The sequence below is a fragment of the [Clostridium] cellulosi genome, assembly GCF_036762875.1.
Classification (GTDB): Bacteria; Bacillota; Clostridia; order Oscillospirales; family Ethanoligenentaceae; genus Ruminiclostridium_D; species Ruminiclostridium_D cellulosi.
Map to the genome: position 1 here is coordinate 59,545 of NZ_JBAIZF010000027.1, position 25,953 is coordinate 85,497.

The window sequence follows — 25,953 nt, forward strand, 5'->3', positions numbered from 1 at the left end:
ATGAAAAAACGGCTGGAGTGAGGCATAATATTACAGTTTCTCACACCATACTACTCTGTGATCTTACTAAGGCAATTTTATATTACAGTAGAATGTGCTTGCAAGTTTAATTAGAAAATCAGTTTTGAAAAGCAAAAAGAAGGGAGGCGGAATCAACCGTCTCCCTTTATATGGAATGTTTATATGTGGTTTGCGACTTCAAAAGCGTCCCAAATTGCATACATGATGTTGGACACGCGGCGGGCGTCGCCAAGCAGGTAAATCTCCGGAACCTCCTGTTCAAGTTGCTTGTAGAGCGAATTTTCCGGCTCATATCCGATACAGAGGACAACGCTGTCGCAGCTTATCTCTTTCGTCTCACCGTTTACATCTGCAGTAAGGACTCCATTTTTAAATCCGGTTACTTTCGCCGACGTTAAAACGTCAATCTTGTTGTACGGGATAAGACGCTCAAGCATCTCTTTGTTTGCCGAGCAGAGCGGCGGATTTACTTTAAGCAATTTATCAAGGGCCTCGACAATGGTAACCTTTTTGCCGTTCCGTGCCAGCCAAAGAGCCGTCTCGCATCCAACCAGGCCTCCGCCGACTATTACAACGCGTTCACCTGGATCTTTGACCTTGTTGAGCACATCTGCCGCGGTATAAACATGTTCGTCATCGCCCAGTGATATGGTCTTGGGATTGGAACCAGTCGCGACAATTACAACGTCGTAATCATGTGCTTTGACAAATTCTTTTGTAACCTTTGTGTTCAGCGTTACGGGAACCTTCAGCAGATTAAGCTGATTTTCATACCAGCTTGCCAGCCTCAGATCATCATGTTTAAAGTCAGGCGCTCCGCCGGGAATCAGATTTCCGCCCAGACGCGAAGATTGTTCGAACAGTTCAGGTTTGTGACCGCGTATAGCAAGAACACGAGCGGCTTCACATCCTGCAACTCCGCCGCCGACTATCATAACCTTTTTTGGCCTGCAAACAGGATTGTATTGGGTTGCCCGTTCTCTTGCCGCCTGCGGGTTTACGGCACAGTTGAGCATAGAATACTCCTGAATCCGTCCCATGCAGCCTTCCTGACAGCTAATGCACGGCCGGATTTCGTTTATTTTCCCTGCCCGGAGTTTGTTAACATAATCTGGGTCGGCCAGCAGCGGCCTGCCGAGGCTAACGATGTCACATGCGCCTTCACGAACTGCTTTGGCCGCAATATCCGGGTCATCCATTCTGCCTGCGCAGAAGACTGGCACATCGACGGCCTCTTTGACCATCTTTGCATACGGTATATAGAGGCCTTTTTCTTGATACATCGGCGGATGGTTCCACCACCATGCGTCATATGTTCCTACGTCGACGTCCAGCGAGTCGTATCCATATTTGGCCAGGAGCTTAGCAGCTTCAATGCCTTCTTCAATGTCACGGCCTTTTTCTTCGAATTCTTCTCCGGGCAATGCGCCCTCACGCCAGTCTTTAATCATGCTTTTAAGACTGAAGCGCAGGGAGACATGGTAATCATCTCCGCAGCGCGATTTGATTTCTTCAACAATTTCCTTTGCAAAACGCAGTCTGTTTTCAAGTGAGCCGCCGTATTCATCCGTTCTCTGGTTGAACATCGCTATGGCGAACTGGTCAAGGAGATATCCTTCATGTACTGCATGGACCTGAACGCCGTCAAATCCGGCGCGCTTGGCGTTTAAAGCTCCGTCGCCGAACGACTTGATTATGCTTTTGATTTCTTCCACTTCCAACGGACGGCATGTTTTATTCAGCCAACGATGCTGAATCGGGGAGGGTGCGACGGGCGGAAATTCTCCCAAGTTTGTTGGAATTGTTACGCGTCCGAAACCGGCCGACATCTGCAGAAAAACCTTGCTACCGTAGGCGTGAATACGTTCTGTCATTTCTCTTCCGGTTCTTACAAAATGAACAGGATTGTAGGTGGAATTAGGACAGTTCGGCATACTTTGCTTTTCGACTTTGAAGTCGGAAAATGTGACGCCGGTAATAATCAGGCCTGTTCCGCCTTTTGCTCTCCGGGTATAATAGTCGATACCACGCTGATTGAAACCACCCTCTGAATCAGAAAGACCAAGCGGTCCCATCGGAGCAAGGCAGAATCTGTTTTTCAGTTCGACCTTGCCGATTTTAACCGGTTCAAATAAAATCTCATACTTTTTTTCCAATTCGCTCACCCCGCTGTTAGATTTAATTGGCTGTATATTTGTAATGTTTAGCATTGCTATTTAATTAACAATATACTGCCAATAGTAACTATTGAGTCAAGGGCTACAACGAATTATTATCCCGTCATCTGTGGGACATGGGCGGGACAGAAGGCAGTATTGGCTGGCGTTATCGGACAGGAAACCACAGATCTACAATAGGATGTGTGATGTCCCCGTCGACATCTACCAGCAGTATGTTACCGAAAGGTGCCGCTGAAATATCCAGATTGCGTTTGCGGATATGCTCCATAGTTTTTACAAATACTTTGCCGGGAGAGAAGGCAAAATCAGAATCGGCGATGACAATTGTATGGTAACAGGGCAGTGAAGGCAGAAAAACAACATTTTTATTGTCATAGGGAAGGTTTAACTTTTTTGCTTCTTTAGGTGTTATGGAATAGCCTAATACGGCGGAGGACTGATCGGTTTGATTTTCCCATCCGGTACAAAGGACTGAAAGGCGTGTTGCAGGCATGGCATCTACCCATTTATAAATTTCCTTTTGCTGAGACTTGTCATGTGAAATCCATCCTTGCTGGCCGTAGCTGACAAAAATCAGTTCAGGGTTCTGTGTAAATTCATAATCTTCAATTAATTCGGGAATTCTTTCGCACTCTTCAAGGTAATCACCGATTAATTCGCAAAGATGTTGATAATAAGAAATCATCTGTAGGCACCGCAATCGGCTTTGTCTTACACGTTCGATTACTTTATTGCGGTCTTTTTCCTTGCCGCTGAAGTGTTTGCCTATATCCTTGAGGGAAATTCCCATTGAGTGATATTTAAAATAAGAGAGCAATCTGAAAATATCATTTTCATCATAATAGCGGTATCCATTTTTTTCTCTTTTTGCCTCAATAATCTCTTTTCCCTCAAGAAAATGAAGTGCGCCCGGCGTTATCCCAAGAATTCTCGCTACTTCGCTTACATGATATTTCACTGTAAACACTCCAAAACCCTGTAGCAACTATCAGATTTTCTGATGAAAATTGCATAATTTTTGTATATGTTTTTACTTCTATATAATTATACACAGTTGGGCAATTCGCAGCAAATACGTACCTCAGCAGAAACAAATTATGATTGGGCTTTAATAGTTTAGATAGTAAAATATACTATTAAAGCCAAATCAACAGTTCAGCAAAAAATAGTGCAAAGTTTAAAGCCTCCGCAGATTCAGGCAAGACGCATTTTGCCTGAAAAGCGAAGGCTTTAAACCAGTTCATTTGGGTAAGGTTCAGCTTTATATTGGGAACATCTGCTGATTGGGGCAGCAGAAAGTAAAGCTGGCTAAAGTTATATGACAATTAATACTACACATCTTATGTATCGGCTATTTGGAAAAAATATAGAGGCAAAAGATAAATACACTAAGGACAATAGCAGAAAACATAAGTATTATATTCAGATATTTTTTTACTATAGGCCGCAAAAAAACAATCAAAGTGACAATTAAGCACGGCACTAATCCTATTACTGAATACTGCAATTCGTCACCTTCCATTGTGCATTATCTGTTGCCTTGTTTCTTTAGTTCCTGCTCGAGCCACTGGGATAGGTTCAAGGTTCTTGCCTCTTTGATATCAATTGGGTCAGACAGGTTTTTTGCCATATTCTCATCCGAATCCTGACTGGATAAACTGCTTGAAGGTATCTCTGCACTGTCTGTTTGAATATCGATAGAATCGCGCGTTGTAGTATCACCGTTATTTGCTTGTGCCTTCAGAACTGTAAATGCCATATTGTCATGGTTATCGAAACCATTTGCATTTCCCGCGGCCGATAACTTGGCTTCGAGCCTTGTTACATCGCGTACAAGATTTAAATTGCGAACTTCCAGGTCATTTTTTTCTTTGATAACACTGCGCAGCTTATCCTGTGTTTCCATAAACCGCGATATAAGGGATTGGAACATCGCTTTTTGCTGCTCCAGTTGAGAGAGGTTGTTTCTAATCTCGTTTTCCATTACATTGACCTTTTCACAAAGCTGTTCAATTTGCAGCTTGAGTTGCCGGTTTTCCTGTTCGTTGCGGGAGCATTTCGACTTCAGTTCATTTACTAAAGGATTGTTTTCGCTGTTCTGAACAAGGACGGTTAAAGTTTTTACCTTATCTATCAGTCTTGCATTGACCTTGTCCTGCTCCTCGAGCCGCTTGAGAAGAGCGGCTTTGTCGTCCTCTTCTTTTTTCAAGGCCTTATAGACCATTTCGAGCTTATTAATATAGCTTTTTTCTGACTGGATAAGATAATTGGACTGTTCGCTCTTAATTTTCTTGAGCGATTCTTCAAGCTGCCTATTGCGCTGCAATACTGCTCCCAGCTTTTCTGAGACAGCATTCTTTTCATTGGTAGTGCTTTCCTTGAGAAGCTGATTTTTGTGTTCAGCTTCTTTGAGCTGATTTAGCAAAGCCATGTTTTCTTTTTTAAGCTGTTCCAATTCTCTGTTGTATTCATCCTGCTTCTGCTGGACGTTTTCAAGTTCTCTTATTTTGTTCTTAAGTTCATCATTGATTTTCTTACTGTTTTCCAACTGTGCTGACAAGCTTTCTATTTCGTCCTCCTTCTGCTGCAGCATTTGACGCAGCTTTTGTAGTTCTGCCTCAGCCTCTCTGATCTGGGCATTTTCTGCGCGCAAAGCCTCATTATCGCTTTCCATATTCTTTATCTTGAGATTCATTTCGTCTATGATTTTCGTGTAATGCTGTTCTTTTTCCTGGGACTCTCTCTGAAGATTTGCAAGGCGTTTTTCCGCATCGGACAATTGAGAACGCAAAAGGGCACACTCCTGCGAAAGGTTTCCTTTTTCCGATACTAACTCTCTGATCTGTTGTTCTAGATTTGTCCGCATCTGCTCCAAGAAATCTTTGAGCTCTTTTGCATATTGGACGACGCTGCTTTTGGAGTATCCGCCGAATGTAGCCGGCTTTAGTTTCTCCTTGAGCTCATCTTCAATGCTTCGCTCTGCGACAGTAGGCATTTTCGCAAAAGGTATTTCATTCGATTTGAAATCAGGGAAATCGTTCATACTAACCCTTCCTCTCCGCGGTACCTAAATGTATCGGGTACCCAAGTTGAAATTTTTCGGCTTCGCCCTTTTTTATTTCGATTATATGTTTTGCGCCTTTTACAAAACTTCCGATTCTCCATGGCTTAACGGATTCAGTCTTTAAGACCTTGAAATCATTGTCCAAATAAACAACGTCGATAGGGAAGCGCATAAAACATGTATGAATACAACTGCAGTTTTTTAATAACAGCGCTTCATTCGGCGACATATTCTTTTTAAACATCAGTCCCTTAAATCGTTTCCAAAACGTGTTTGCCACTTTGACCTCGGAAAACAGAAACTCGCCGTTTTGGTAGATAATCATGATTAAAGTCCCCCAAGCGTTTGTAAGATTGTTGGTATTGCAGGGCCTAACAGGATAATGAAGATAACCGGGAAAATGAACAATACGAGTGGTATGAGCAACTTTATTGGTATTTTCATAGCGGCTTCTTCAACCCGCTGTTTATGCGCTGTACGGATCATTTGTGCCTGAGCGGTAAGGACATTCTGCATTGATATTCCTAACTCGTCCGCTTGAACCACTGCGCTTACAAACAGCCGAATTTCTTCGATATTGCATCGTTCGGCGAAACGCTTCAGTGCATCTTTTCTCGGGCGTCCGAGCGCAATTTCCTGCTGAGCGACATATAGTTCATCTATAAGAGGGCCTTCGCTTTTACTAACAACATAGGCAAGGGCCTGATCAAATCCAAGACCCGCAGAAACACTGACGCTTAGAAGGTCTAATACTTCGGGCATCTGTGACTGAAGAGCGTTTTTGCGTTTTGTAATCAAGCTTGTCAGCGAGAATCTGCGTAATGCATAACCTGCGTAAAAACCTCCCAGTGCAAACAGAGCTACAATGAGAGGCGGCTTTTTCAGTAAAATTCCAATATATCCGCAAATGATAGTTAACCCGAGTATGATAAGCACGTTCATTGCAGCGTAGTTCCTTGCCGACATGCGTATACCCGCTTGGGAGAGCTGGTCCGTCAGCCTTTTCAGCGACTTTTTGCTCATAGGCAGAACGCTGCCGATATATCCCAGCAGGCGGTTAAGCATAGGCTTAAGAAAGCGTTCATTGAAGGGAAGATTCATTGCATCCAATTCGTCTTTTGGTTTTTGTCCTAATTCTTTAACGCTTTCGAGACGTTTATTTAGCCTGATTGTCCGCTTGCCTGTATGACTTAAAAGCATAACTACGATGCAAAATACAAGGACAGCGCTGCTGAACGGCAGAATAAATTTCATATCATCACCCTTAGTACTTAATGTCTACCATTTTGCGTATTATAAGGAATCCTACTATTTCAAGCAGCACGCTTATCCCGAGCATTATGTAGCCATATGTAGTTGTAAAAAGCGGCTGCATATATGAAGGATTAATCATAGAAATTGCGGTAAGGAGAATTAACGGAAGCAAACCGATAATTTTTCCTGAAGTTCTGCCTTGGGCTGTAAGGGTTTTCACATTTCTCTTTATTTGAATTCGGTTGCGGATTGTCGCAGATATATTATCAATAATCTCGGCGAGATTGCCGCCGACCTGTCTTTGGATGATGACTGCTGTATTCAAAAGCTCCATATCCTTGCTTTGCATGTGCTCGGCAATCTTGTTGAGGACTTCTTCCAAATTGACTCCCAGTTCAAGTTCCCTCGAAGCCTGCATAAACTCATAGCCCAGCGGCTCAGGCAGGTCTCGTGCGATATTGGCGATTGCCTGCTCGAAGGAGAAGCCCGCCCGCAGGCTGTTGGAAATAATCATCAAAGCGTCTCCGAGCTGTGCGTTAAACTTTTCAATCCTCTTTTTATGGGCGATAGAAACGATAATCGGAGGCAACGCCGCACCTATCACTACGAATATAAGGCACGCAAAGATGTTGCCGCTTATAGCGAAAGCGAGCAGAGCCGGCAGTATTGACGCGCATATCCACATCATCAGGTACTCTTCCGGCTGCAGTTTAATTCCTGCCGTGATCAGGTCAGCCCTAATCTTTTGCGGAACGTGCAGAAAGGAAAACTTTGATTTCTTTACCTTTCTCCGGCGAATACGCGTCTCTTCTTCAGTTCCCACTGTTTTCAAGGCATTGAGTCTTGAATTTAGATTTATACTCCTTCTAAATACACGGCCGAGAATCATCACTGCCAAGCAGTAAGCCAGAACAGAAGCGGATATCGCCAATAATATATTCATTTTGATTCTCCTCACCTGGTAAACCAATCATCACGGATAACTACCCCGTTATTCTTTAATTTGTCAAGTATATGAGGATGGATACCCGTTGCCTCAAATTTACCGTGAATTCTTCCGCTTGAATCGTATCCCTCAGGACGGAAAACAAATATATCCTGAAGGGTGACCGTATCGCCTTCCATACCGACTACTTCAGATATGCTGACGATCTTGCGGCTCCCGTCACGCATACGCGCTTGATGAACAATCAGATCTATCGCGGAGGCTATCTGTTCGCGGATTGCCTTAACCGGAAGATCCATTCCTGCCATCAATACCATTGTTTCGATACGGGAAATGACATCCCGCGGAGAATTGGCGTGTACTGTGGTTAATGAACCGTCGTGGCCGGTATTCATGGCCTGGAGCATGTCCAAAGCCTCACCCGACCTGACCTCGCCAACGATTATCCTGTCCGGTCTCATACGGAGTGAGTTCCTAACAAGATCCCTTATGGTGATTCTTCCTTTGCCCTCAATGTTGGCGGGACGGCTTTCCAGTGTGACTACATGCCGCTGCATGAGCTGAAGTTCAGCGGCGTCCTCAATCGTTATAATGCGCTCGCTCTCCGGTATATAACCTGAGAGAACATTAAGGAGCGTTGTTTTACCGCTGCCAGTACCACCGGAGACTACGATGTTGCATCTGCCCTTTACACATGCCTCCAAAAACAAGGACATACCGGTTGATAACGTATTATAATTAATCAAGTCAGTGATTTGCATAGGTGTTTTTTTGAATTTTCGGATAGTTATGCACGGCCCTTTTACAGATATCGGCGGTATGACCGCGTTGACACGGGAACCGTCTGAAAGGCGGGCGTCAACCATTGGATTTGCCTCGTCACACCGGCGTCCGACAGCGGAGATGATGCGGTTAATGATATTAAGAACATGTTCATCATCTTTGAAAAAGACGCCTGCTGCTTCCAATTTGCCTTTTCTCTCTATATAGACACTTTTAGGTCCGTTGACCATAATTTCAGAGATGTCCGGATCGCGCACCAGCTTCTCAATAGGGCCTAATCCGACGACATCGTCATATATCTCCTGAGCAATCCTGTTTTCCTCAGCCCGGGTCAGAGTGACATTTTGTTTTGCAATGCTTTCCTTTATGACATCCATCATATCCAGAGGCTGATCATCTGGGTTTGCCGACTCAAGGAAACGTGAATTATAGATATCTATTACTTCACGGTGAACAGCCTCTTTTAAATCCGCGTATTTATCAATCAGCGCAGTCTGTGGATTATCAAACGGAGAATCAAAAATAGGGTTTTGACCAAATTTAGTTCTGTCCATCCGTTCTTTGAGAGACAAGACTATTACCGCCTTTCCTTACTTTCTGAACAAGCCTTTTTTTGTGTTGCTGTTGTTTTTCTCAGGTTCGGTACTTTGGTCAAGCTGATTTGCAATCATTGTATAGGCTTTGCTTATTTTGCTGTTCGGAGCATCTAAAACCACCGGTATACCTTGATTAAGGGCGTCGACCATGGTTTTCTGGTCATAAGGTATACTGGCCCATATTGGCATTTCCAATGCGTTTGCGACATTCGCAATGCTTATGTTTCCGGGGTATTGCTTGCCGATAATCAGCTTTATCTTTTTATCATCGACCAGAGATTTCAGTACCGTCAGAGCTTTTTTTGAGTTTCTGAGAGCGGCTATATCCATATCTGTGACAAACAGGATTTCAGAAGCCGCGTCGAAACACGACAGGTTAATGTCGCTGAAAGAGGTGGCAGTATCAACAATTACATAGTCATAATAGGACCTTAATGAGGCTGCAATCCTTTCTGTCTGCATTACTGAAATGCCTTCAGCAAACTCAGGGCTTCTGGGGTTGGATAAGAGGTTGACGCCAGAAGCATGGAGAGAGCAGAATCTCCTGATGGTATCTGCATTCGGATTGCTCTGTTCCTGAAGCAAATCCGAAATGGTATCTTTTGAATCAATGCCCATAAACACATTCAGATCCCCAAACTGAAGGTCATAGTCGAGGAGCATTACTTTCCTTTTTCTTTGGGCAAGCTTAACCGCAAGATTGGCGGCTAAAGCGGTTTTGCCTATACCGCCTTGCGCCCCAAATACGACGATTAGCTTCGACTTCCATGTAGTAGCGGCGGTATTTTCCATAGCAATAATACGGGTCATTTCATTGGAATAAATACCGTGAAGCTGCTCTATCAGGCTTTCACTGTCTATTGAAAGTGGAAGTATGTAATGTACTCCAGTCTGCATGATCTTGCGCAGATTAATTGGGTCGTTTTCGTCGCTTAAAACAACCGGAATGGTCCTCGGCCTTAAAAGGTAAATCTGTTGGCAGGTGCGCAGCGCTTTATTGATATAATCAGTGACGACCACCAGGATAATATCCGGATGCTTTCTGCTGATTTCGTCGAGAACTATATTTTCATCCTTAACATTGCCTACAAGTTCAATCTGATCACTGCTGAGCAATGAATGTATATATCCGCTTGTATCATCGCTTGAGAAAATTAAAACTCTTAGTTTCATTGGTCCTTACCCTTTCATCGCGGAATTCAATTAACCTTTGACAGCCACAGTTCTTGCCTCGACTGTTACTGTCTCGTCGTCCGTCTGGGATCTGAGGGTTAGTTTTATCTTGCCGACTTGCTGGTATAACAGAAGGTCAATTGATTCCTGCGGCGTTACAAGCAGCGTGATATTTTTGCCTCCGGTGTCACTACTCTCATTTTCGCTTTGACTGCTCGAGCTACTGCTGGTTTTGTTGTTCTCCTGATTGTTAAAAGTGTTATTGACGGCGACAACCTGTTTTTTCTGCATGATCATCTGCGCTCGCATTACTGATATACTTGTATTTTCAGCTGAAGAGAGTTTATAGATAGCGATCACATCAACTGTATTTCCGACTTTCAAAAGATTGTCGAGCGCCCCTTGTGCGTCGTTTTCAAAGCTTAAAGTTACTGCACGCATGCCTTTTGGAATTTTTACCGCCAGACCGTATTTCGAATCCTCAGCATTATCAGTGTTGCTTTCTGTTATCTGATCGCCAGATCGGATTTCTTCGGTTGCAATCTTCCCGACAACCTTTGAAACATCTGAAAATGCATCGCTTTTGATGTCTTTGGCGTTTATGTTTTTTGTTTTCAGCATTTCTTTGGTGATTACAGTCATAGGATTTATCTTCTGTACAGCAACTACGACTTTAGTTTGTTTGTTTTCAACGGCTTTCTGTGTGGATTTCTTAGGAATCATGATAGAGAGCACACAAATGAAGGTTAGGGCAGCCGCAATAATGGCTATTATCTGAATTTTTTTCATTAAATCAACCCCAGAAATAGATTTTGTTTATCGGCCTGGACTCCAAACACCGTTACTGTTTTGTTCATAAGCTGAACCGTTGATGGTGACTTTTATCGGCACCTCATTAAGGCCGAATAACCTTAAGGTTGTGCATTTATATGTATCCGTAAATTTCATAACAACCTTACATTCACGGCGTGTCCTTGAATTTTCAACCGTAGTATATTCTGTTTGAATTTGATCATCTCTAAGGCCATTCTTAATACCGTATTCTCTTACGATTTCGTCGAATTTTTGGGCGGGATCGTCTGCTTCCCATATCAACTGAGACTGTTCAAATCTCGCGTCACGCATGATTTGACCTATTTCCATTAGGCGGGCCCGTTTTATCGCGAGGAGTCCTATGTCTGTTGCCATTGCTGCCATACCAACCAAAACGATGAATACGAAAGCAAAGAGTACTGCGATATTCCCGCGTTCTTCGCTAAAATACCTTTTCAATTCGTTGACACCCCTTTTATGACTAACCTGTTTTATACGCTCTTCGTCTGCAGCAACCTTGTTTTATTAACCTTTTTTGTATATACAAGAGCGTCTTTTATAAAAATCTTACCCAAAGGGGTTATTGGGTATATCTTATATTTAAGGTTTGCAGTTAGTTCCATATACCTCCAATAGTTCGTTTTATCTTCATATCTAGAACCCGCCCCCGGATAATGATCTGTTTTTTTATTGCTCCAAAGATGAATTTTCGCGTTGGAGACGGTAAGATTATCTGTAATTATGCCCAAAGCAGAATTTTTTACATTCTTTATAATTAATTTAGCTGCATCGTTCCCATTTATATAACGTTCTTTATCGACTTGATCATTATCTATTGAAAGTTCCCAGCTTGCCTCTCTGTAGCTGTAATCAAAGCATATGTATTGATAGCCAATCCAAGAGAAGTCTATAATTGCAAAAAGTATCATAAGGAAGATTGGCAGTACGAGCGCAAATTCAACCATAGACTGACCGGATTCTTTTCTAAATCTCAGCATGTCATTTCATCCTTCAAACTTCTCAAGTATTATTTATAACCCTCGACCACAATCATCCTCGTATTTTTGGAGGTAAGCGGCACTGATTTTCCAAGGATAAGCTGCCCAACAGGAGTTATAATAGGTACATCATAGTTTAAGGTTACAGTCGCGTCGAAATATTTAAACCAGCAGTTTTTTTCTACAAAACCGAAATAGGATCTGGCATGGTAGATATAATTACGCTGTTTGGTGTTTCCGGCTGTTATGCTTACATGTAATTTTGAAGGGTCAAGGCGGTCATATTCATTTTTTATCGTATTGTTCACTTCCGAAGTCATGGAATCCCTACTGGTAATGCGTCTTACACTTTCGCAGGCCGCACTCTGCAGCAGTATTTTCGCATCTATTATCCTTGAAATATCAACGGCCATACTTACGAGGATCAGAAGCACGCTGAACACAAGTACAAATTCAACCAAAGATTGACCGCTTTCTTCAGCATGAAAGCGTTTCAGCTTGTTACAGCTCAAATGCAACACTCCTTAATGTGATTATGAGGCAAAAGGCCATCACCTTTTGCCTCATAAAGAAACACCTTGCTGATTAAGCCTTTAATCTGTAAAAGATATTTAGTAACATGAGTGCCCATTTGCAAAGTATTACTGATTAAGGCGCAGCAGGGCTTGCTGATCTCAGCGTATTTATTATAATGCGGTATGTATTAGTAATTGACGTTGTCATCTGACTAATTACGATGGTTAGTACTAAGGCAATAATACCTAAAATCAGCCCGTATTCAACCATGCCTTGCCCACTTTCTTCACTGGCAATCCAGCTTACTGTTCTTATCATTGTTATCTTTCAAATCATTACGGGTTTGAGCCTGCTGCGTTTGCTGCGCCGAGTTTATCGACTATGTTCTGGAATGTTTGTTGCAGAGTACCCGACACTGTACCTAATATACCAATTAGAACAACGGCGATCAACGCCAGAATCAGGGCATATTCAACCATGCCCTGTCCACTTTCTTCACTGAGAAACCAATTTGCTAATTTTTCCATTGGATAATCCCTCCATTTGATAAATTATATTAACCATCAAGGTGTTTCCATCGCAAAACTAAAAGAATTATTTGACAAAATATGGAGTATATAAAGCAATTAAAAAACCAGCCATAATATATCCGCACATCGGGAATGTGCTTTTAGGTGTCAGTGTTTTAAGAATCAATCCGCCTATGCAGTAAATTCCTATTGAAACCGCCAGACCTATCAGGAAATAAAACATTCCTGAAAGGCTGACAATAAAAGCAGCAACAGCGGCTAATTTCATGTCTCCGGCTCCAACACCAATGTTCTTGCTGATAAATTTCGTAGCAGCAGCAGCTACAGCAAAGATTGCAAATACGATAAGCAAAGCGATTAATGAGTCAAGCAATCCCTTGAAGTCGGACACAAGTAATCTGTAGATCAATCCTACAGCTAAAAGTGCGAGCACTAACTCGTTAGGAATAATCTGTAACTTATTATCGATAATAGTACCGATAATGGCGGCTGTAGCAAATAAAACATAAAAGATTATTTGAATTGGCGGGACACAGTCAGCACATAACGCAGCAAGCGCGGCGGAAATAACGATGATGATCGCCCTTCCCAGATATGAATAACCATATTTGGGCAAGGGCTTTCCCGTTTTTCCGCATTTGTATATGATTATCTTATCGACAATAAACGGGATAAGAAATCCTATGCCAGCACCTGCCACAGTCGTCACCAAAATTAGTGCTAACTTTTCCAATTGAATTTCACCGCTTCACAAAAAGTGTCTATTGCCTATTTTAATGAATCGAATTTTGTAGTAAATAGACATCCGGTAAAAAGGAAAAAAACCGGAGAAACGGGATAATGATGAAAAAATGTATAAATTTTATCAAAAAAAATTTGGATGAAACTCCGAAAAATGATAATAAAATATAAATTTTGTAGAAAAATTGTCGAAATAGTACATAAGAACATATAATAATATGCTAAAATTCGATAAATATTGGTGGTGCATCATTATGAATATTGCAGTATGTGATGATGATGCGTTAGACAGATCACGTATAGCGGAATTGGCTAACTTTTATGGAAAGGAGGCAATGGTAAATTTCAAAATTGATACATTTGAAAACGGTGAGGATTTGCTTTCTGCCTTTAAAAAGTCCGCTTATGTAATCGTTTTTTTGGATATTTTTCTGGGCAACTCCTCAGGGGTGGAGATCGGCTATAAGATACGAGAACTGAGTCAAGATTGCATTATCATATTTACGACTGTAAGCCCTGATTATATGGCTGAAGGTTTTGATATTGGTGCAGCTCACTACCTTATAAAGCCTATTAACTATGAAGGCGTGCAAAAAGCATTAAACCGTTGCAAATGGTTATTTGAGCATGATGAGAAGTATTTTAAGATAATGATAAACCGCCGTAACAGATACATACGTCTTAATGATGTTCTATACTTTGAGTCGCTGGATGATGTAGTGCTTATTCATACAGTCCATAAAATTCTTAAGGCGAATACGACTTTGGGAAATATAGAAAAGTCGATCGGTGGTGAGCCCTTTCTGAAATGTCACAAAAGCTATATTGTAAATATGAACTATATAAAGAATATTCTCAAAACTGATTTTGAACTTGAAAACGGTGAAAAGATTCCTATTCGAAAAAATGGTCGAAAAGGAGTGATTGAAAAATTTGACGAGTATATTTTTAAATATCTTAGGACAAAAAAATTTGAATAGTTCATTTATATATCCAGATAAAAATGGTATTAATATTGTGCTGTGCCTTATTCTGTCGAGTTTACTGTTTATAAAAAAATTTAGAATTTCGTTTAAAAAGGTCATATTAATTTATGTATTTGCTGTGTCTGCAGAATTTGCTGTCAACCTGTTTTTCAGCGATTTGCCATACTATGTTGAAAACCTAATTGCCTGCGGATTTATCATTATCTATTTTGTTGCCGGTTTACTTATGATAGAAACCGTCTGGTCAAAGCTGCTATATGTTTTTTTAATTACGTTGAATTATAAAGCACTAATAAACGCAGTGAAAAAAATAGTATTTAACTCGGTCCCGGAAGGCCAAATCGGCAATCAAATTGTCATTTCAATTATAGGCTTGTTTTTATCTTTAGCGATTTATATTTTGATTATAAAAAAATTAAAGTTCCAAATAGAGTTTTGGAAATCAGAAATATGTAATATCTCGATGGCCTTATTTTTATTATTTTTTTTATTTTTTTCGTCTGTATCAGGTACCGGTTTCGTAAATCAGGCAGACAGGATAAAATGTGCACTCTTAATTATAATAATCGCCCTAATTCAGGCGGTAGTCTGCTATTTAATTGACAGACTCTTGATAAAAGATAATGAAACAGAGCTGCTAAAACAGCAACTTAGGATGCTTAATGTAAAAATTTCAGAACAAGAGGAGTTATTCAAAGATTTTGAAAATAGTATCAAAGAAATCAAAGAAACCAAACACAATTTAAGGCACCAACTGTTGCTCATCAAGGAATACATAGACACTGACGACAAAGAGCATTTATTAGAGTATTTGGATAAAATCCAATACCCGCTTTCTAAAAATATTGGACCAGCTTTATGTAAAAACCGGACTGCAAATGCTGTTATTTCACATTATGTAAAGATTGCGCAAGAGGAAAGTATTGAAGTGTCTTTGAACCTGCAATTGCCGGAAGTTATGAATATCTGTGATGAAGATTTATGTGTTATTTTCGGAAACTGCCTTGAAAATGCAGTTGAGGCATGCAGACGGATGAAAAGCGGACAGAGATATATACACCTGTCAGCCTTATATAAGGGCAATTTCCTTGCGATAACTTTGGATAACAGCTTTGACGGTAAAATTATAAAAAAAGATAATACCTTTTTCTCCAGAAAACGTGAGCACGAAGAGGGAATAGGGATATCTACTATCCGTTCGGTTGTCAGAAAATATAATGGTATGGCAGAGTTCAAATATAGCCAAAATCAATTTGAAACCTCAATATTTTTGAATTGCCAATCCAATCAACATTCACAGATGACCATTTGCCGCACCCAGAACACCTATTCATAAAGCAGAAAAAAACTAGCGGATACAACGATTATGCCGGCTTTGAATGGATTTGCCAAAAAATTTAATACAAATATGATTTAAGCGAATATAAAAATATGGCCAAAAATTAAAATTTGTTCAGTGCATTGAACAAAATAATATAAAAATCTTTTTCCAAACAAATATATCTGAAATTATTAAATTTTTAATGCTTTTTAAATCCTAACTCAATAAGATTAATAAATACAAAGAAAAAAAGAAACTGCCGCATTTGCGGCAGTCTCTTTTAGCTTATTGTATTTTTCAATCTATCAAATCGAGAACAGCGAGAGGGGAATCAACGATGTAATCCGCACCTGCTTCTTCAAGCTCTTCTTTTGTGCGGAAGCCCCATAGTACACCGCAGGTTTTTACGTTGGCGTTTTTCCCCGTAAATATATCAATATTTGAGTCGCCGATATAAAGTGTTTCGTCTGTATTAACGTTAAGGCTCTTCATGATGAAATTCAAAGCAGTGGGGTCAGGCTTTTTAGGGAACCCGTCCATCTTGCCCTGTATCCACGAAAACTTAAAATCAGAAAAGATTTCACTAATTATAATCTTCACAAAATTATCAGGCTTGTTTGACAAAACTGCAGATAAAATGCCGCGCTTTGAAAGCTCGGATAAAAGTTCCTTGATACCCTCATATGGTGCGGTGTGGTCCGCGTAATGTTCGTTATAGTACCTGTTGAAATCGCTCAGCAAAGCGGATTCCATTTCGGGAGAATAGCTATCGCCGAGAGCGCGTTTTATAAGCATCGGCACCCCGTCGCCTACAAAGTAACGGTACTTTTCGACGGGATAAGGGGAAAAACCGCTTTTTTTAAGCGCATAATTCGTAGCGTCGGCTAAATCGTTCAAAGAATTGATAAGTGTTCCGTCAAGATCAAATACACAAAGTTTTATCATTTTCTTATTTGCTCCTGGTTCCTTGCTCCTTTGAAGATTTGTCGGAGGCAGTGTTTTTGCCTCTTAAGACTTTCTCTTTAATGATGTTCAGCACTTCTGGATATTTTGTTGAGCGCATACTTGGAAATGCCTTGATAATACGTTTCTGAAAGGCATGGTTTTCAGTTTCAAGCTTCCTTATATACGAGCGTATGGACTCGATTGAATTGTATATTGCACGCCCCCTGTCTGTATTAAGCAATTCATGAAGCTTTTCCAAGCGTTCCTTTATATTGAGCGCATTGTAAAAATCGGTATTGTCGAGTTTTTCCTTTATGGCGGAAAACGCACGGCTGAGTGCTTCAAGCCGTAGATTCAGTTTGTATATTGAAGTGACCGTTATAGTGGTGTCCACGATAAAATACATGGCAAGCAGAGCAAATAGCACGTATTTAACACGTTGGGACATCAGGTTTATCAGCCACACGGTAACAGGTTCAATAAAGAATATAAGGGCTACTGAAAGCAACCCAAAAAGAGTTGAATTCAGCAGGCATATCCGCCCCTTATAGTTGAACTTGTTTTTGGAATAGTCCCACCACTTTGCATGGAACAGCTTTTCCAGAATACATGCGGTGATGTATTCGAGTGCTGTTGTAATCACAACTCCAGCGAAAAAGATGAGCAGGGCGTTTTTAGGTAACGGTTTTAATATGTATAGCAATAAAATTGCACCGAACCCATAGACGGGGCAGAACGGGCCGTTCAGAAAACCGCGGTTCACAAACTTTTTGAATATGATGGAACAGTAAATCGTTTCACATACCCAGCCAAGAAAACTATAGATAGTGAAGCTAAGGAATAAATCGCAAAATGCAGCCATTTCATCACCACATAAAAGATATTGGGGCTTTTATATTATTATATACTTATTGTTGATTTTAGGCAATACATTAACAATTTGCAGAATTTCAGCGCATACAAGCAATGTTATATTATATTCCTAAGGACAGTTATATATTATAAAATCGCCTTTTATAAATTTACTGTCTTATTGTCACTGGCAATATATCAAAGGAAGGCAAAAGGAGATGTGAATTACCAGTATTAACTCCTTCCGCCTACCCGAAGCTCTTTTGTATCGTTTTCAAATCACTGAACTGCACAAGGCTGCTGTTATAAGGGCTGATTTTAAAATCGGGAACCAATGTCTCTATCTTTTTTTCAGTGGAAAGGTCAATGAGTGCGTCGGTCCGCTTTATAAGCTCGTTAATGGAAAAATCGGTGGTCACATAATTGAAGATCCCTGCAAAGCCAGAAATGTTGTATCTAAGGTTAAATTCTGTAAGCTTTTCAGCGATGAATTCTTTTGTAAGCTCTGATTGCATTTGGTATCTTTCATAATCGCCGCCATTATACGAAGGATAGGCCAGCAGTGCATATATTTTGGCGCCGTTCAGATATTGGCGCGGCGACTTATATAACTTTATTTCGCTGTTATCAGTTAGTTTAAGTGATATGTTCTGGGGAATTGAATAATAGAGACCGCCTAATTTATCAAAGATTTTAAGGAAATTCTGTTCATCTATATCACAGGTAAAATCAATTTTAACGGAAATGGCAGAAGACAAAGACTTCGCAGCTTCACTCACGCTGTTGTTTTTGACTATGGTACTAAGTGACGTTTTCTCACCGTTTACAGGTATTTCAAGATTCAGCGGAATAGGCATAATGACAGTACGTTTGCTTTTTGCATCAAGACGATAAAGTAGAAGTTCATCTGGTTCACTGTCAAAATCGGGGCGTACCGAAATAATCATCGTGAAGCGGTTTGAGATAGGATAAGATTTTTCGTCCGCCTGAACATTAAGTGCGCCCTTGCCGGGCTCTGAGATGGATGGAAAGGTAAAATGAAGAAAAGCAGCGGCAATCGAACCGAAAATAATAAGGCTGAAAACAAACGTGAAAAAGAACGCTAAAGCTCTATGTTGTTTTTTGGCGTCAGCATAGTTTGCGCGCCTGCTTTTCTTCACTTCACAATCCTCCTTTTTTGGTTTAAGTAAATCCCATTAATCATACTATCTTATACTTATAAGCTTGCCCTAAAATGTCGGTTATTATAATCTTCAATAATAAGTAGGGAATAGGTTTTAAGGGAAAAGTACATTGTAGCCGCCATTAATCTGCAGTAATTTATTAAATAGGCATATATATTGTGATAAACAAAAACACCGCTGACGGACGTAATTTTTTCCGTAGCGGCAGAGATATATATTTCTTAAGATGTATAAAAAAGAAATAAAAAAGCCATCGGCATAAGCCGATGGCTTTTTTCTGGTGGGGGGAGATGGATTCGAACCATCGAAGTCGGACGACAACAGATTTACAGTCTGCCCCCTTTGGCCACTCGGGAATCCCCCCATATTGGAGCTGGTGGACGGACTTGAACCCCCGACCTGCTGATTACAAGTCAGCTGCTCTACCAACTGAGCTACACCAGCGCACCTTTTTTATTATATCATAAAAATAAAGGCTTGTCAATATAAATTTAAACTCATCAGAATAATGGTCGAGGCGACAGGACTCGAACCTGCGGCATCTTGGTCCCAAACCAAGCACTCTACCAAACTGAGCTACGCCTCGTGATTGCCCGATTATTATACAACAAGGCTGGCTGTTTTGTCAACACAAGAAGTGAAAAATATTTTGCATATTATTTTGCTAAAAAAATTTGTTTAAATTGGTCAAAATAATAAAAAAGAATGATAGAAAAAGTCACCAAATTTAGATTTTTTGATTGACAAATCCAAAGAATGGTCTTAATATATTATTAAAATTTAATATTTTGGCAAACTTGTCAAAAGGCAAGGACGCAAAGCTTTAGGGCCTAAGGATATATATTATTATATATCTATGGTTGCCAGCTGCAATTTATTTTCTAAGCAGAGCGTCAAGACGTCTGCTTTTTTTCTGTAGTTTTTTAGGCAAAATAAGCAGAACTTTACAACGAAAAAATTATAATGTGGGCAAAATTTTATAGTATATGAATAATTTCTCATTTTTTTGGTTGATAAGAGGACCACAATAAGATATAATTGGTGTTGTTAGAAATGTTTAGTTATTGTTGTCTAAATTAAAAGAATTTTGTCGCATATGGAATCTTTACTGGGCGAAATTCACTTTTGTAGGTGCTTAACATCTAATTTGACAAAATTATGGGAAAGGATGCTGTTAATATGTCAGGGATAATTGGTAATATAGTGACTGATATTGGCGGCAAATCGCTTGATGCTTTATGGAAAAGGGCAAGTGTCATCAGCAATAACATAGCGAACAACGATACACCCGGTTATAAACAGAAATATGTCGATTTTGAAAGCCAGCTGAGCAATGCGTTGAGTAACAATACACTGAGCGAATCCCAGCTGGATGAAATAAAGCCTGTAATTAAGGAATATGACGGAACATACGGCGCGAATATGAACGGCGTCGACATGGAAACCCAATTAATTGAGCTCACACGAAATCAGCTGCAATACAGCTATATGGAGAGAAGCGTTCATGAAAGCTTATCAATGCTGTTATCTGCAGCCCGCGGAGGTAAGTAATTATGTTTTTGAACAGTCTCAACATATCCGGTTCCGGCCTTACGGCACAGCGGCTTCGCATGGATGTTATTTCACAGAATCTTGCGAATGTGGATACCACAAATGGTCCCAACGGTGAACCCTATAGGAGAAAAACAGTTACGCTCACCGAGCGTACTCAGACAACCTTTAGCGGATATTTGGACAAGCTTGAGGGACAGCCAGGCGGTGTTGAGGTAAGCGAAATCGGTGAAGACCCCACGGATTTCAAATTAAAGTATGACCCCGGAAATCCCGACGCTGACGAGCAGGGATATGTTCATCTTCCTAATGTCGACACCGTCACGGAAATGACCGATTTGATGGAGGCTTCAAAATCATATTCTGCAAATATTATGGCCTTTAACGCCGTAAAGGGTATGGCTGTAACGGCACTTGAAATAGGCAAATAAATAAAAGGAGTCCGTATGTATGGATATTCAGGCATTATCGGGGATTAATTCTGTAACGCCTCAGTTAGTGCAGCAGACAAGTTCAAATAAAGGTAACGACGCAGTTTCAATGTTCAGTTCCATTTATGATCAACTGGTAGATAATGTTAATAAGACAAATGCAGCTTTTGAAGGCGATATAGTAAAAGCTGCCGAGGGCGAACTCGATAACCCTCATCAACTGCTGATTGACAGCGCAAAGGCAAATATATCGCTCCAACTTTTATTGAGTGTGAGAAACACTGCACTCGAGGCGTATAACGACATCATGAAAATGTCAGTGTAATTGAAATCTGATTTTTTGTGGCGAAATTTGGCGGAAATTGTAGAAAAACATTCCGTTATGATGCATAAAAGCCAGACAATACTCAGCTGTGTTGTTCCATAAAGGAGTCAAACAATCGATGGATGAAAAAATTAAGCAGATTGCCCAGAAGATAAGCGATTTTTGGAAAGCACTCGATAAAAAGAAAAAGATAATAATAATCAGCGCTGCCTCTGCTGTGGTAATCATTTTGATTGTGGTTGTAACGGCTCTGAATACAACTAAGTATGAGCTGCTTACCAGTGGCCTCACTGAAAAAGAAGCAAGTCAGGTCTATAATGCTATATCAGCACAGAAAATCCCTGTTAAAATAGAAGGTACAAATATATATGTACAAAAGGGTACTGCGGACAAGATGCGTATGATGCTCGCCGAGCAGGGATTGCCTGAAGGCGACCTTACTTATGACATATATTCAAGCGGTACCAATTTTGCTGAAACAGATAAAGACAAAGAGATAAAGCAGTTGCAGCAGATTCAGAATAGACTTCAGGACACGATTGAAACAATCCCCGGAGTAAAACAGGCAATAGTAAATATTGCAAAAAGCAACGAAGGTACATATGTCCTCGAAACGGATAAAGTGCCGACGACTGCCAGTGTCAAGCTGACTCTTGAAGAGGGAACCACACTTACGAAAAAGCAAATAAACGGCATTGTTCAGCTTGTAAAGAATAGTGTCGCCGGGCTTACAGCGGAAAATATAACTGTTGCTGACAGTGATGGAACACAACTCAATACAGACAACAATGGATTGGATGATACTTCTGAGCAGATGCTTTTAAAGAGCCGCTATGAATCGGCAGTTAAGGACAAACTTTCGCAGATGCTCGAAAAGGTTTTCGGCGACGACAATTTTAATGTTACAGTAAACGCCGACATTGACTTCAGCACAAAGAGCACAGTGACGACAAGTTATACGAGCGGTGTAGTCGCATATACGACAAGAAGCAGTGAAACTACATACAGTGGCAGCAGTCTCGCGACAGGAACTGCCGGAGTATCTGGTGCTCAGCCGGCATACCCGAATGCGGGCGTGTCAGGTGTTTCTCAGTTTAGCAACAAAGCTAACGAAACCTCAAGTATGCTTGTTGGCAGTGTGCAAGAACAGATACAGAAAAAAGGCGGACAATTGTCAAAATTAACAGTTGCCGTTATTCTCAATAGCCGCAACCCTGCGGCAGCCAGTGTTGACACTGAGGAATTACGCCAGCAGATTGCCAATGCAGCTGGTACTACTATAGAAAATGTAAGTGTTGGTCAAATGAGTTTTTCAAGTGCTTCAGTACCGGAAAACGCGGCGCGCGGTTGGCCTTTGCCGCTTAACGCGAATAACTTGCTGCTCTATATCATCATTTTTGGTGTTTTAATCATATTAATCGGTACAACTTTGTTGTTCATTCTGCTTTCAAGACGTAGAAAGCGCCGTGAGGAAGAAGAGCAAGAAGCCTTGGAGCAGGCACAGGCTGAAGCTATGGAGGCTTTGCAAGATGAAAAGACCCAGCCTATTAAGAGTATAGAAGAGACCATTGAAGAGTCTCAAAACAACAGTGTCAAGCGTGAAATCGAGAACTTCACCGATAAAAAGCCTGAACTTGTTGCGCAAATACTCAAGAATTGGCTGAAAGATTAATAGATCATTTAATTTAGAGGTGAACAAGCTTGCCGAAATCTGAACAAAAATTATCAAATAAGACTAAGGCAGCCCTTGTCATCATATCACTTGGCCCAGAAAAGGCGGCAAAGCTGTACCACTACTTAAAAGATGAAGAAGTTGAGCAGCTTACCGTTGAAGTTGCTTCAATACAAAGGGTGGATTCGCAGAAAATAGATGAAGCCCTCAACGAATTTTATGAGCTGTGCATGGCCCAGAACTATATTTCAGAGGGCGGCATTGATTATGCACGTCAGGTTCTTGAAAACGCTTTCGGTACAAAGAAAGCAATGATGCTCATAAGCCGAATTACGGATACACTGCATGCCCATTCCTTTGAATTTTTGAAAAAGGCCGATCCGAAGCACTTGCTTTCTTTCATTCAGTATGAGCATCCCCAGACCATAGCTCTGATATTGCTTTATACGACACCAGAGCAGGCGGCTGCTATCCTTTCCGAGCTTCCGCGCGACAAGCAGATTGATGTTGCGCAGCGCATTGCGACGATGGATAGGACGTCTCCTGAGATAGTCAAAGAAGTCGAGAACATACTCGAAAAGAAACTTTCGTCGGTTGTTACAAGCAATCTGACGGAAATCGGCGGTGTCAAGTCTATTGCAGAAATACTCAACCGCGTCGACCGGTCAACAGAAAAATATATCCTTGATGAACTCAGCAAGACCAATCCTGACCTTGAAGAAGAGATCAAGCGCAGATTGTTCGTATTTGAAGATATTGTTTACCTTGACTCTCGTTCAATTCAGCGTTTCCTGCGGGATATCAATATCAAAGATCTTGTTGTTGCACTCAAAGGTGCAAACAAGGAAGTCACAGATCTTATCATGAGCAATATGACAAAACGTATGCAGGATACCATTAAGGAAGAAATAGAATTCCTCGGACCTGTGCGTTTGAGCGAGGTCGAAGAGGCACAGCAGAAGATTGTGCAGACCATAAGGCGGCTTGAAGAAGCCAATGAAATTGTCATCAATCGCGGCGGAAAGGATGAGATCCTTGTCTGAGGTTATCAAGAGCAGCCGTGTTTTGCTTGACAAGGAGCCGAAAGTTCTAAAGATTGATATTGAGCCGAAGACTAAAGCAGTCCCAAAGCCGGAATCAAATCCAATAGAAGATGAATCAAATCCAATAGAAGATGTTGAAGCAATATTGGAAAAGAACGCTAAAGAAAGCGCAGAAATCGCTTTGCGGAATGCTTTGAGAAAGGCAAAGGAAATAACAGATAGGGCAAATATAGATGCCAATTTGGCCTACAATGATGCATTGAAATCAGGCCGCAGCAGCGGATATGAGGCAGGCTTAAAGGAAGGCCGAGAAGAAGGTGAAAAAACTGCTGAACAAATGGTTGTTTCAGCGGCGCATGATTTTCTCGATACTGTAACGTCTCTGGATGAAAAGTTGTATGAGAAGTTAAGTGCAGACAGAGAAGACTGTATCGATTTTGCATTTAACCTTGCTTCAAAAATCCTGAACGTTGACATTGACCGCAACAAAAGTGAATATAAAGAGCTTTTGTCGGACTTTATGAATATTCAGACGACTCTAATGACATTGAGCGCCGACGGAAAGGATTATTCGTTTGAAACTCTCCGGTCCGATGACATTCTCGAGTCGTCAAGGGATATGGCTCATATTTCGTTAACTAAAAACATCTCAGAAACAAATTCTGATGATATATATAATAAGGAAGAAAATAATTCTCAGACGCCTATATCTGCCGACAATCTAACAGAAAATAACCTCTTGGCAGATGGGCCAGATGAAAGCGGACCGGAAGCCAGTGTTGATGTTACTGAACAGGTAAACGATACTGAAAACGCTTACAAAGAAGCTGATGGAGAACCACACGTTGGATCTCATGAAAATGAAATCCGGTTTGAAGAATCTGAGCCAGAAATGCCAGAGGATAGCTATATAACGGATGAAGATGTTGACGAAGAACAGGATGAACCAGCAGATTATTACCATCCTGAAGAAATGGTTCAAAGTGAAAAATATGTTTTCATCCGTCCATCATTAAAGAGTGTCAAAATTCCCAAAAATGACTCAGACAATGAGAAATTCGCATTCAGCGAGATTAAGTATTTAAGTCAAGAGATATTAAAAGCGGTTGTCAAAAAAGTAAATATAAAGGATCTTTCCGCTGCCCTCAACGGAGCAGATGAAGATATAATCAGTTCCTTGATGAACGCCATGTCAAACAAAAACAGGGAAAAGGTTCTTGATGCTATAAAATATTTAGGACCGATCCCACAGCCTGAAATTGACGCTGCGCGTAAGAGGATTGCTGAAATAGCTTATGAAATGAGTCAAAAAAGGAGCAGGGCTTAATGTCTGAGGTTTCCGAAAATCACAGAATACTGCGCCAGGATAAAAGCGGGGATTACTATTGGGTTAAAACAGGCAAAGCTCAGCACCTTCATAACAAAATGCTTGAAGCTGAGAAAATAATGAAAAACTCGCTAAAACGGAGCCAGGAGATAATCTCCAAGGTCGAAGAAGAGGCAAAGTCGTTAATCAATGATGCAACAAAAAACGGCTTTGATAAAGGTTATAGCGAGGGCTATTCAAAAGGTCTCAGCGAAGGCAAGACTATTCCAGTTGAGAATAAGCGCCCATTAGCGGACGAGCTCAAAAAGCTAAAGGAAAGGCTTCCAGACTGTTATAATGTTGAAATGCCGAAAAATGAGTTGCTGGACAAGGCTTTTGAGCTTACAAAAAAGATAATATCAATAGAACTCAAAACCAATAGCGAGGCGTTTTTTGGACTTTATTATAAAGCCGCGCAGCATTTTAGCAATGTTGACAAGGCGACAATCAAGGCGTCCAGCAGAAATTGTAGGGAGATTGAGAAAAATATAGATAAATACAAAAATGCTATTGATGGATTAAATGAGATTAATACGGTTGAGCTTGATTGCGACGATGATTATTGCGTGCTCGAGACATCCCTCGGAACAATTGAAACAACAGCTTCAGTTCAATTTGAACGCGCAAAAAGTATCATCAATCCAGAATTTTAATAATTGAGA

27 protein-coding genes, 3 tRNA genes and 1 riboswitch are annotated in these 25,953 nt (G+C 40.8%); of the genes, 9 read left to right on the forward strand and 21 right to left on the reverse strand.

The window, feature by feature from the left end:
• Positions 1-179: 179 nt before the first annotated feature.
• The 15 genes from V6C21_RS09480 to V6C21_RS09550 all read right to left on the reverse strand — a co-directional run bounded on the left by V6C21_RS09480 (position 180) and on the right by V6C21_RS09550 (position 13,607).
• On the reverse strand, positions 180-2,177 hold the full coding sequence (locus V6C21_RS09480; protein ID WP_479268899.1) for an oxidoreductase: 1,998 nt from the start codon (positions 2,175-2,177) through the stop codon (positions 180-182).
• Between the two features lie 169 nt (positions 2,178-2,346).
• Positions 2,347-3,159 (reverse strand): MerR family transcriptional regulator, encoded by an 813-nt coding sequence (locus V6C21_RS09485; RefSeq protein WP_034840544.1) that lies wholly within the window; start codon positions 3,157-3,159, stop codon positions 2,347-2,349.
• A 570-nt stretch (positions 3,160-3,729) separates the two neighbouring features.
• On the reverse strand, positions 3,730-5,244 hold the full coding sequence (locus tag V6C21_RS09490) for a coiled-coil domain-containing protein (protein ID WP_045085198.1): 1,515 nt from the start codon (positions 5,242-5,244) through the stop codon (positions 3,730-3,732).
• Between the two features lies 1 nt (position 5,245).
• Positions 5,246-5,590 (reverse strand): DUF192 domain-containing protein, encoded by a 345-nt coding sequence (locus tag V6C21_RS09495; RefSeq protein ID WP_045085199.1) that lies wholly within the window; start codon positions 5,588-5,590, stop codon positions 5,246-5,248.
• Between the two features lie 2 nt (positions 5,591-5,592).
• Entirely contained in the window at positions 5,593-6,519 is a 927-nt protein-coding gene (locus V6C21_RS09500) for a type II secretion system F family protein (RefSeq protein WP_479268900.1), read from the reverse strand.
• Between the two features lie 10 nt (positions 6,520-6,529).
• Positions 6,530-7,462 (reverse strand): type II secretion system F family protein, encoded by a 933-nt coding sequence (locus V6C21_RS09505; protein ID WP_045085201.1) that lies wholly within the window; start codon positions 7,460-7,462, stop codon positions 6,530-6,532.
• 11 nt (positions 7,463-7,473) lie between these two features.
• Positions 7,474-8,802, reverse strand: a complete 1,329-nt coding sequence (locus V6C21_RS09510) for a CpaF family protein (RefSeq protein WP_479268901.1) — start codon at positions 8,800-8,802, stop codon at positions 7,474-7,476.
• 36 nt (positions 8,803-8,838) lie between these two features.
• Positions 8,839-10,017: a CpaE/TadZ family protein gene (locus V6C21_RS09515; protein WP_045085202.1), complete on the reverse strand. Its 1,179-nt coding sequence runs from the start codon at positions 10,015-10,017 to the stop codon at positions 8,839-8,841.
• 30 nt (positions 10,018-10,047) lie between these two features.
• Positions 10,048-10,806, reverse strand: a complete 759-nt coding sequence (gene cpaB / locus V6C21_RS09520) for a Flp pilus assembly protein CpaB (RefSeq protein ID WP_034840535.1) — start codon at positions 10,804-10,806, stop codon at positions 10,048-10,050.
• Between the two features lie 27 nt (positions 10,807-10,833).
• Positions 10,834-11,289, reverse strand: coding sequence for a Tad domain-containing protein (locus tag V6C21_RS09525; RefSeq protein ID WP_034840532.1), 456 nt, complete (start codon positions 11,287-11,289; stop codon positions 10,834-10,836).
• A gap of 32 nt (positions 11,290-11,321) precedes the next feature.
• Positions 11,322-11,828 carry a TadE/TadG family type IV pilus assembly protein gene (locus V6C21_RS09530; RefSeq protein WP_034840530.1) on the reverse strand — a complete coding sequence of 169 codons (507 nt, stop codon included), beginning with the start codon at positions 11,826-11,828 and terminating at the stop codon, positions 11,322-11,324.
• Between the two features lie 29 nt (positions 11,829-11,857).
• Entirely contained in the window at positions 11,858-12,340 is a 483-nt protein-coding gene (locus V6C21_RS09535; protein ID WP_479268902.1) for a TadE/TadG family type IV pilus assembly protein, read from the reverse strand.
• Between the two features lie 136 nt (positions 12,341-12,476).
• Entirely contained in the window at positions 12,477-12,662 is a 186-nt protein-coding gene (locus tag V6C21_RS09540) for a Flp family type IVb pilin (RefSeq protein WP_479268903.1), read from the reverse strand.
• 17 nt (positions 12,663-12,679) lie between these two features.
• Positions 12,680-12,871 (reverse strand): Flp family type IVb pilin, encoded by a 192-nt coding sequence (locus tag V6C21_RS09545; RefSeq protein ID WP_479268904.1) that lies wholly within the window; start codon positions 12,869-12,871, stop codon positions 12,680-12,682.
• Between the two features lie 67 nt (positions 12,872-12,938).
• Positions 12,939-13,607 carry a prepilin peptidase gene (locus tag V6C21_RS09550; protein ID WP_479268905.1) on the reverse strand — a complete coding sequence of 223 codons (669 nt, stop codon included), beginning with the start codon at positions 13,605-13,607 and terminating at the stop codon, positions 12,939-12,941.
• Positions 13,608-13,869: 262 nt separating this feature from the next.
• On the opposite strand from V6C21_RS09550, the gene V6C21_RS09555 reads away from it, so the two are divergent.
• Positions 13,870-14,595, forward strand: coding sequence for a LytR/AlgR family response regulator transcription factor (locus tag V6C21_RS09555; RefSeq protein WP_479268906.1), 726 nt, complete (start codon positions 13,870-13,872; stop codon positions 14,593-14,595).
• Positions 14,549-15,937, forward strand: coding sequence for a GHKL domain-containing protein (locus tag V6C21_RS09560; RefSeq protein ID WP_479268907.1), 1,389 nt, complete (start codon positions 14,549-14,551; stop codon positions 15,935-15,937). The genes V6C21_RS09555 and V6C21_RS09560 overlap by 47 nt, the downstream gene beginning before the upstream one ends.
• 282 nt (positions 15,938-16,219) lie before the next feature.
• Here V6C21_RS09560 and V6C21_RS09565 read toward each other — a convergent pair whose 3' ends face one another.
• The 6 genes from V6C21_RS09565 to V6C21_RS09590 form a co-directional block, all read right to left on the reverse strand.
• A complete protein-coding gene (locus tag V6C21_RS09565; protein WP_034840515.1) occupies positions 16,220-16,867 on the reverse strand; it encodes an HAD family hydrolase in 648 nt (215 codons plus the stop codon).
• A gap of 4 nt (positions 16,868-16,871) precedes the next feature.
• On the reverse strand, positions 16,872-17,729 hold the full coding sequence (locus tag V6C21_RS09570; protein WP_034840512.1) for a putative ABC transporter permease: 858 nt from the start codon (positions 17,727-17,729) through the stop codon (positions 16,872-16,874).
• Between the two features lie 238 nt (positions 17,730-17,967).
• Positions 17,968-18,879: an LCP family glycopolymer transferase gene (locus V6C21_RS09575; RefSeq protein WP_479268908.1), complete on the reverse strand. Its 912-nt coding sequence runs from the start codon at positions 18,877-18,879 to the stop codon at positions 17,968-17,970.
• 302 nt (positions 18,880-19,181) lie between these two features.
• A tRNA-Tyr gene (locus tag V6C21_RS09580) sits at positions 19,182-19,267 on the reverse strand.
• A 4-nt stretch (positions 19,268-19,271) separates the two neighbouring features.
• Positions 19,272-19,347, reverse strand: a tRNA-Thr gene (locus tag V6C21_RS09585).
• 65 nt (positions 19,348-19,412) lie between these two features.
• A tRNA-Pro gene (locus V6C21_RS09590) sits at positions 19,413-19,489 on the reverse strand.
• 194 nt (positions 19,490-19,683) lie between these two features.
• Positions 19,684-19,778, forward strand: a riboswitch (cyclic di-GMP riboswitch).
• Positions 19,779-20,082: 304 nt separating this feature from the next.
• On the opposite strand from V6C21_RS09590, the gene flgB reads away from it, so the two are divergent.
• From flgB to V6C21_RS09625, 7 genes are all read left to right on the forward strand, one after another.
• A complete protein-coding gene (gene flgB / locus V6C21_RS09595; protein WP_034840506.1) occupies positions 20,083-20,454 on the forward strand; it encodes a flagellar basal body rod protein FlgB in 372 nt (123 codons plus the stop codon).
• Between the two features lie 2 nt (positions 20,455-20,456).
• Entirely contained in the window at positions 20,457-20,885 is a 429-nt protein-coding gene (gene flgC / locus V6C21_RS09600; RefSeq protein WP_034840503.1) for a flagellar basal body rod protein FlgC, read from the forward strand.
• A 19-nt stretch (positions 20,886-20,904) separates the two neighbouring features.
• Complete coding sequence (gene fliE / locus V6C21_RS09605) at positions 20,905-21,210, forward strand: flagellar hook-basal body complex protein FliE (RefSeq protein ID WP_479268909.1); 306 nt, start codon at positions 20,905-20,907, stop codon at positions 21,208-21,210.
• Positions 21,211-21,328: 118 nt separating this feature from the next.
• Positions 21,329-22,882, forward strand: coding sequence for a flagellar basal-body MS-ring/collar protein FliF (gene fliF, locus V6C21_RS09610; protein WP_479268910.1), 1,554 nt, complete (start codon positions 21,329-21,331; stop codon positions 22,880-22,882).
• A 29-nt stretch (positions 22,883-22,911) separates the two neighbouring features.
• Entirely contained in the window at positions 22,912-23,925 is a 1,014-nt protein-coding gene (gene fliG / locus V6C21_RS09615; RefSeq protein ID WP_034840499.1) for a flagellar motor switch protein FliG, read from the forward strand.
• On the forward strand, positions 23,879-25,252 hold the full coding sequence (locus V6C21_RS09620) for a FliG C-terminal domain-containing protein (protein WP_479268911.1): 1,374 nt from the start codon (positions 23,879-23,881) through the stop codon (positions 25,250-25,252). Before fliG ends, V6C21_RS09620 begins: the two co-directional genes overlap by 47 nt.
• Entirely contained in the window at positions 25,252-25,944 is a 693-nt protein-coding gene (locus tag V6C21_RS09625; RefSeq protein ID WP_045085210.1) for a FliH/SctL family protein, read from the forward strand. The genes V6C21_RS09620 and V6C21_RS09625 overlap by 1 nt, the downstream gene beginning before the upstream one ends.
• Positions 25,945-25,953 lie beyond the last annotated feature (9 nt).

Bases quoted from the DNA above. Each gene is read 5' to 3' on its own strand.
- V6C21_RS09490 (WP_045085198.1), bottom strand. From the start codon at position 5,244: ATGAACGATTTCCCTGATTTCAAATCGAATGAAATACCTTTTGCGAAA.
- V6C21_RS09495 (WP_045085199.1), bottom strand. From the start codon at position 5,590: ATGATTATCTACCAAAACGGCGAGTTTCTGTTTTCCGAGGTCAAAGTG.
- V6C21_RS09500 (WP_479268900.1), bottom strand. From the start codon at position 6,519: ATGAAATTTATTCTGCCGTTCAGCAGCGCTGTCCTTGTATTTTGCATC.
- V6C21_RS09505 (WP_045085201.1), bottom strand. From the start codon at position 7,462: ATGAATATATTATTGGCGATATCCGCTTCTGTTCTGGCTTACTGCTTG.
- V6C21_RS09510 (WP_479268901.1), bottom strand. From the start codon at position 8,802: ATGGACAGAACTAAATTTGGTCAAAACCCTATTTTTGATTCTCCGTTT.
- V6C21_RS09515 (WP_045085202.1), bottom strand. From the start codon at position 10,017: ATGAAACTAAGAGTTTTAATTTTCTCAAGCGATGATACAAGCGGATAT.
- cpaB (WP_034840535.1), bottom strand. From the start codon at position 10,806: ATGAAAAAAATTCAGATAATAGCCATTATTGCGGCTGCCCTAACCTTC.
- V6C21_RS09530 (WP_034840530.1), bottom strand. From the start codon at position 11,828: ATGCTGAGATTTAGAAAAGAATCCGGTCAGTCTATGGTTGAATTTGCG.
- V6C21_RS09540 (WP_479268903.1), bottom strand. From the start codon at position 12,662: ATGATAAGAACAGTAAGCTGGATTGCCAGTGAAGAAAGTGGGCAAGGC.
- V6C21_RS09545 (WP_479268904.1), bottom strand. From the start codon at position 12,871: ATGGAAAAATTAGCAAATTGGTTTCTCAGTGAAGAAAGTGGACAGGGC.
- V6C21_RS09555 (WP_479268906.1), top strand. From the start codon at position 13,870: ATGAATATTGCAGTATGTGATGATGATGCGTTAGACAGATCACGTATA.
- V6C21_RS09565 (WP_034840515.1), bottom strand. From the start codon at position 16,867: ATGATAAAACTTTGTGTATTTGATCTTGACGGAACACTTATCAATTCT.
- V6C21_RS09570 (WP_034840512.1), bottom strand. From the start codon at position 17,729: ATGGCTGCATTTTGCGATTTATTCCTTAGCTTCACTATCTATAGTTTT.
- flgB (WP_034840506.1), top strand. From the start codon at position 20,083: ATGTCAGGGATAATTGGTAATATAGTGACTGATATTGGCGGCAAATCG.
- flgC (WP_034840503.1), top strand. From the start codon at position 20,457: ATGTTTTTGAACAGTCTCAACATATCCGGTTCCGGCCTTACGGCACAG.
- fliE (WP_479268909.1), top strand. From the start codon at position 20,905: ATGGATATTCAGGCATTATCGGGGATTAATTCTGTAACGCCTCAGTTA.
- fliF (WP_479268910.1), top strand. From the start codon at position 21,329: ATGGATGAAAAAATTAAGCAGATTGCCCAGAAGATAAGCGATTTTTGG.
- V6C21_RS09620 (WP_479268911.1), top strand. From the start codon at position 23,879: ATGAAATTGTCATCAATCGCGGCGGAAAGGATGAGATCCTTGTCTGAG.
- V6C21_RS09625 (WP_045085210.1), top strand. From the start codon at position 25,252: ATGTCTGAGGTTTCCGAAAATCACAGAATACTGCGCCAGGATAAAAGC.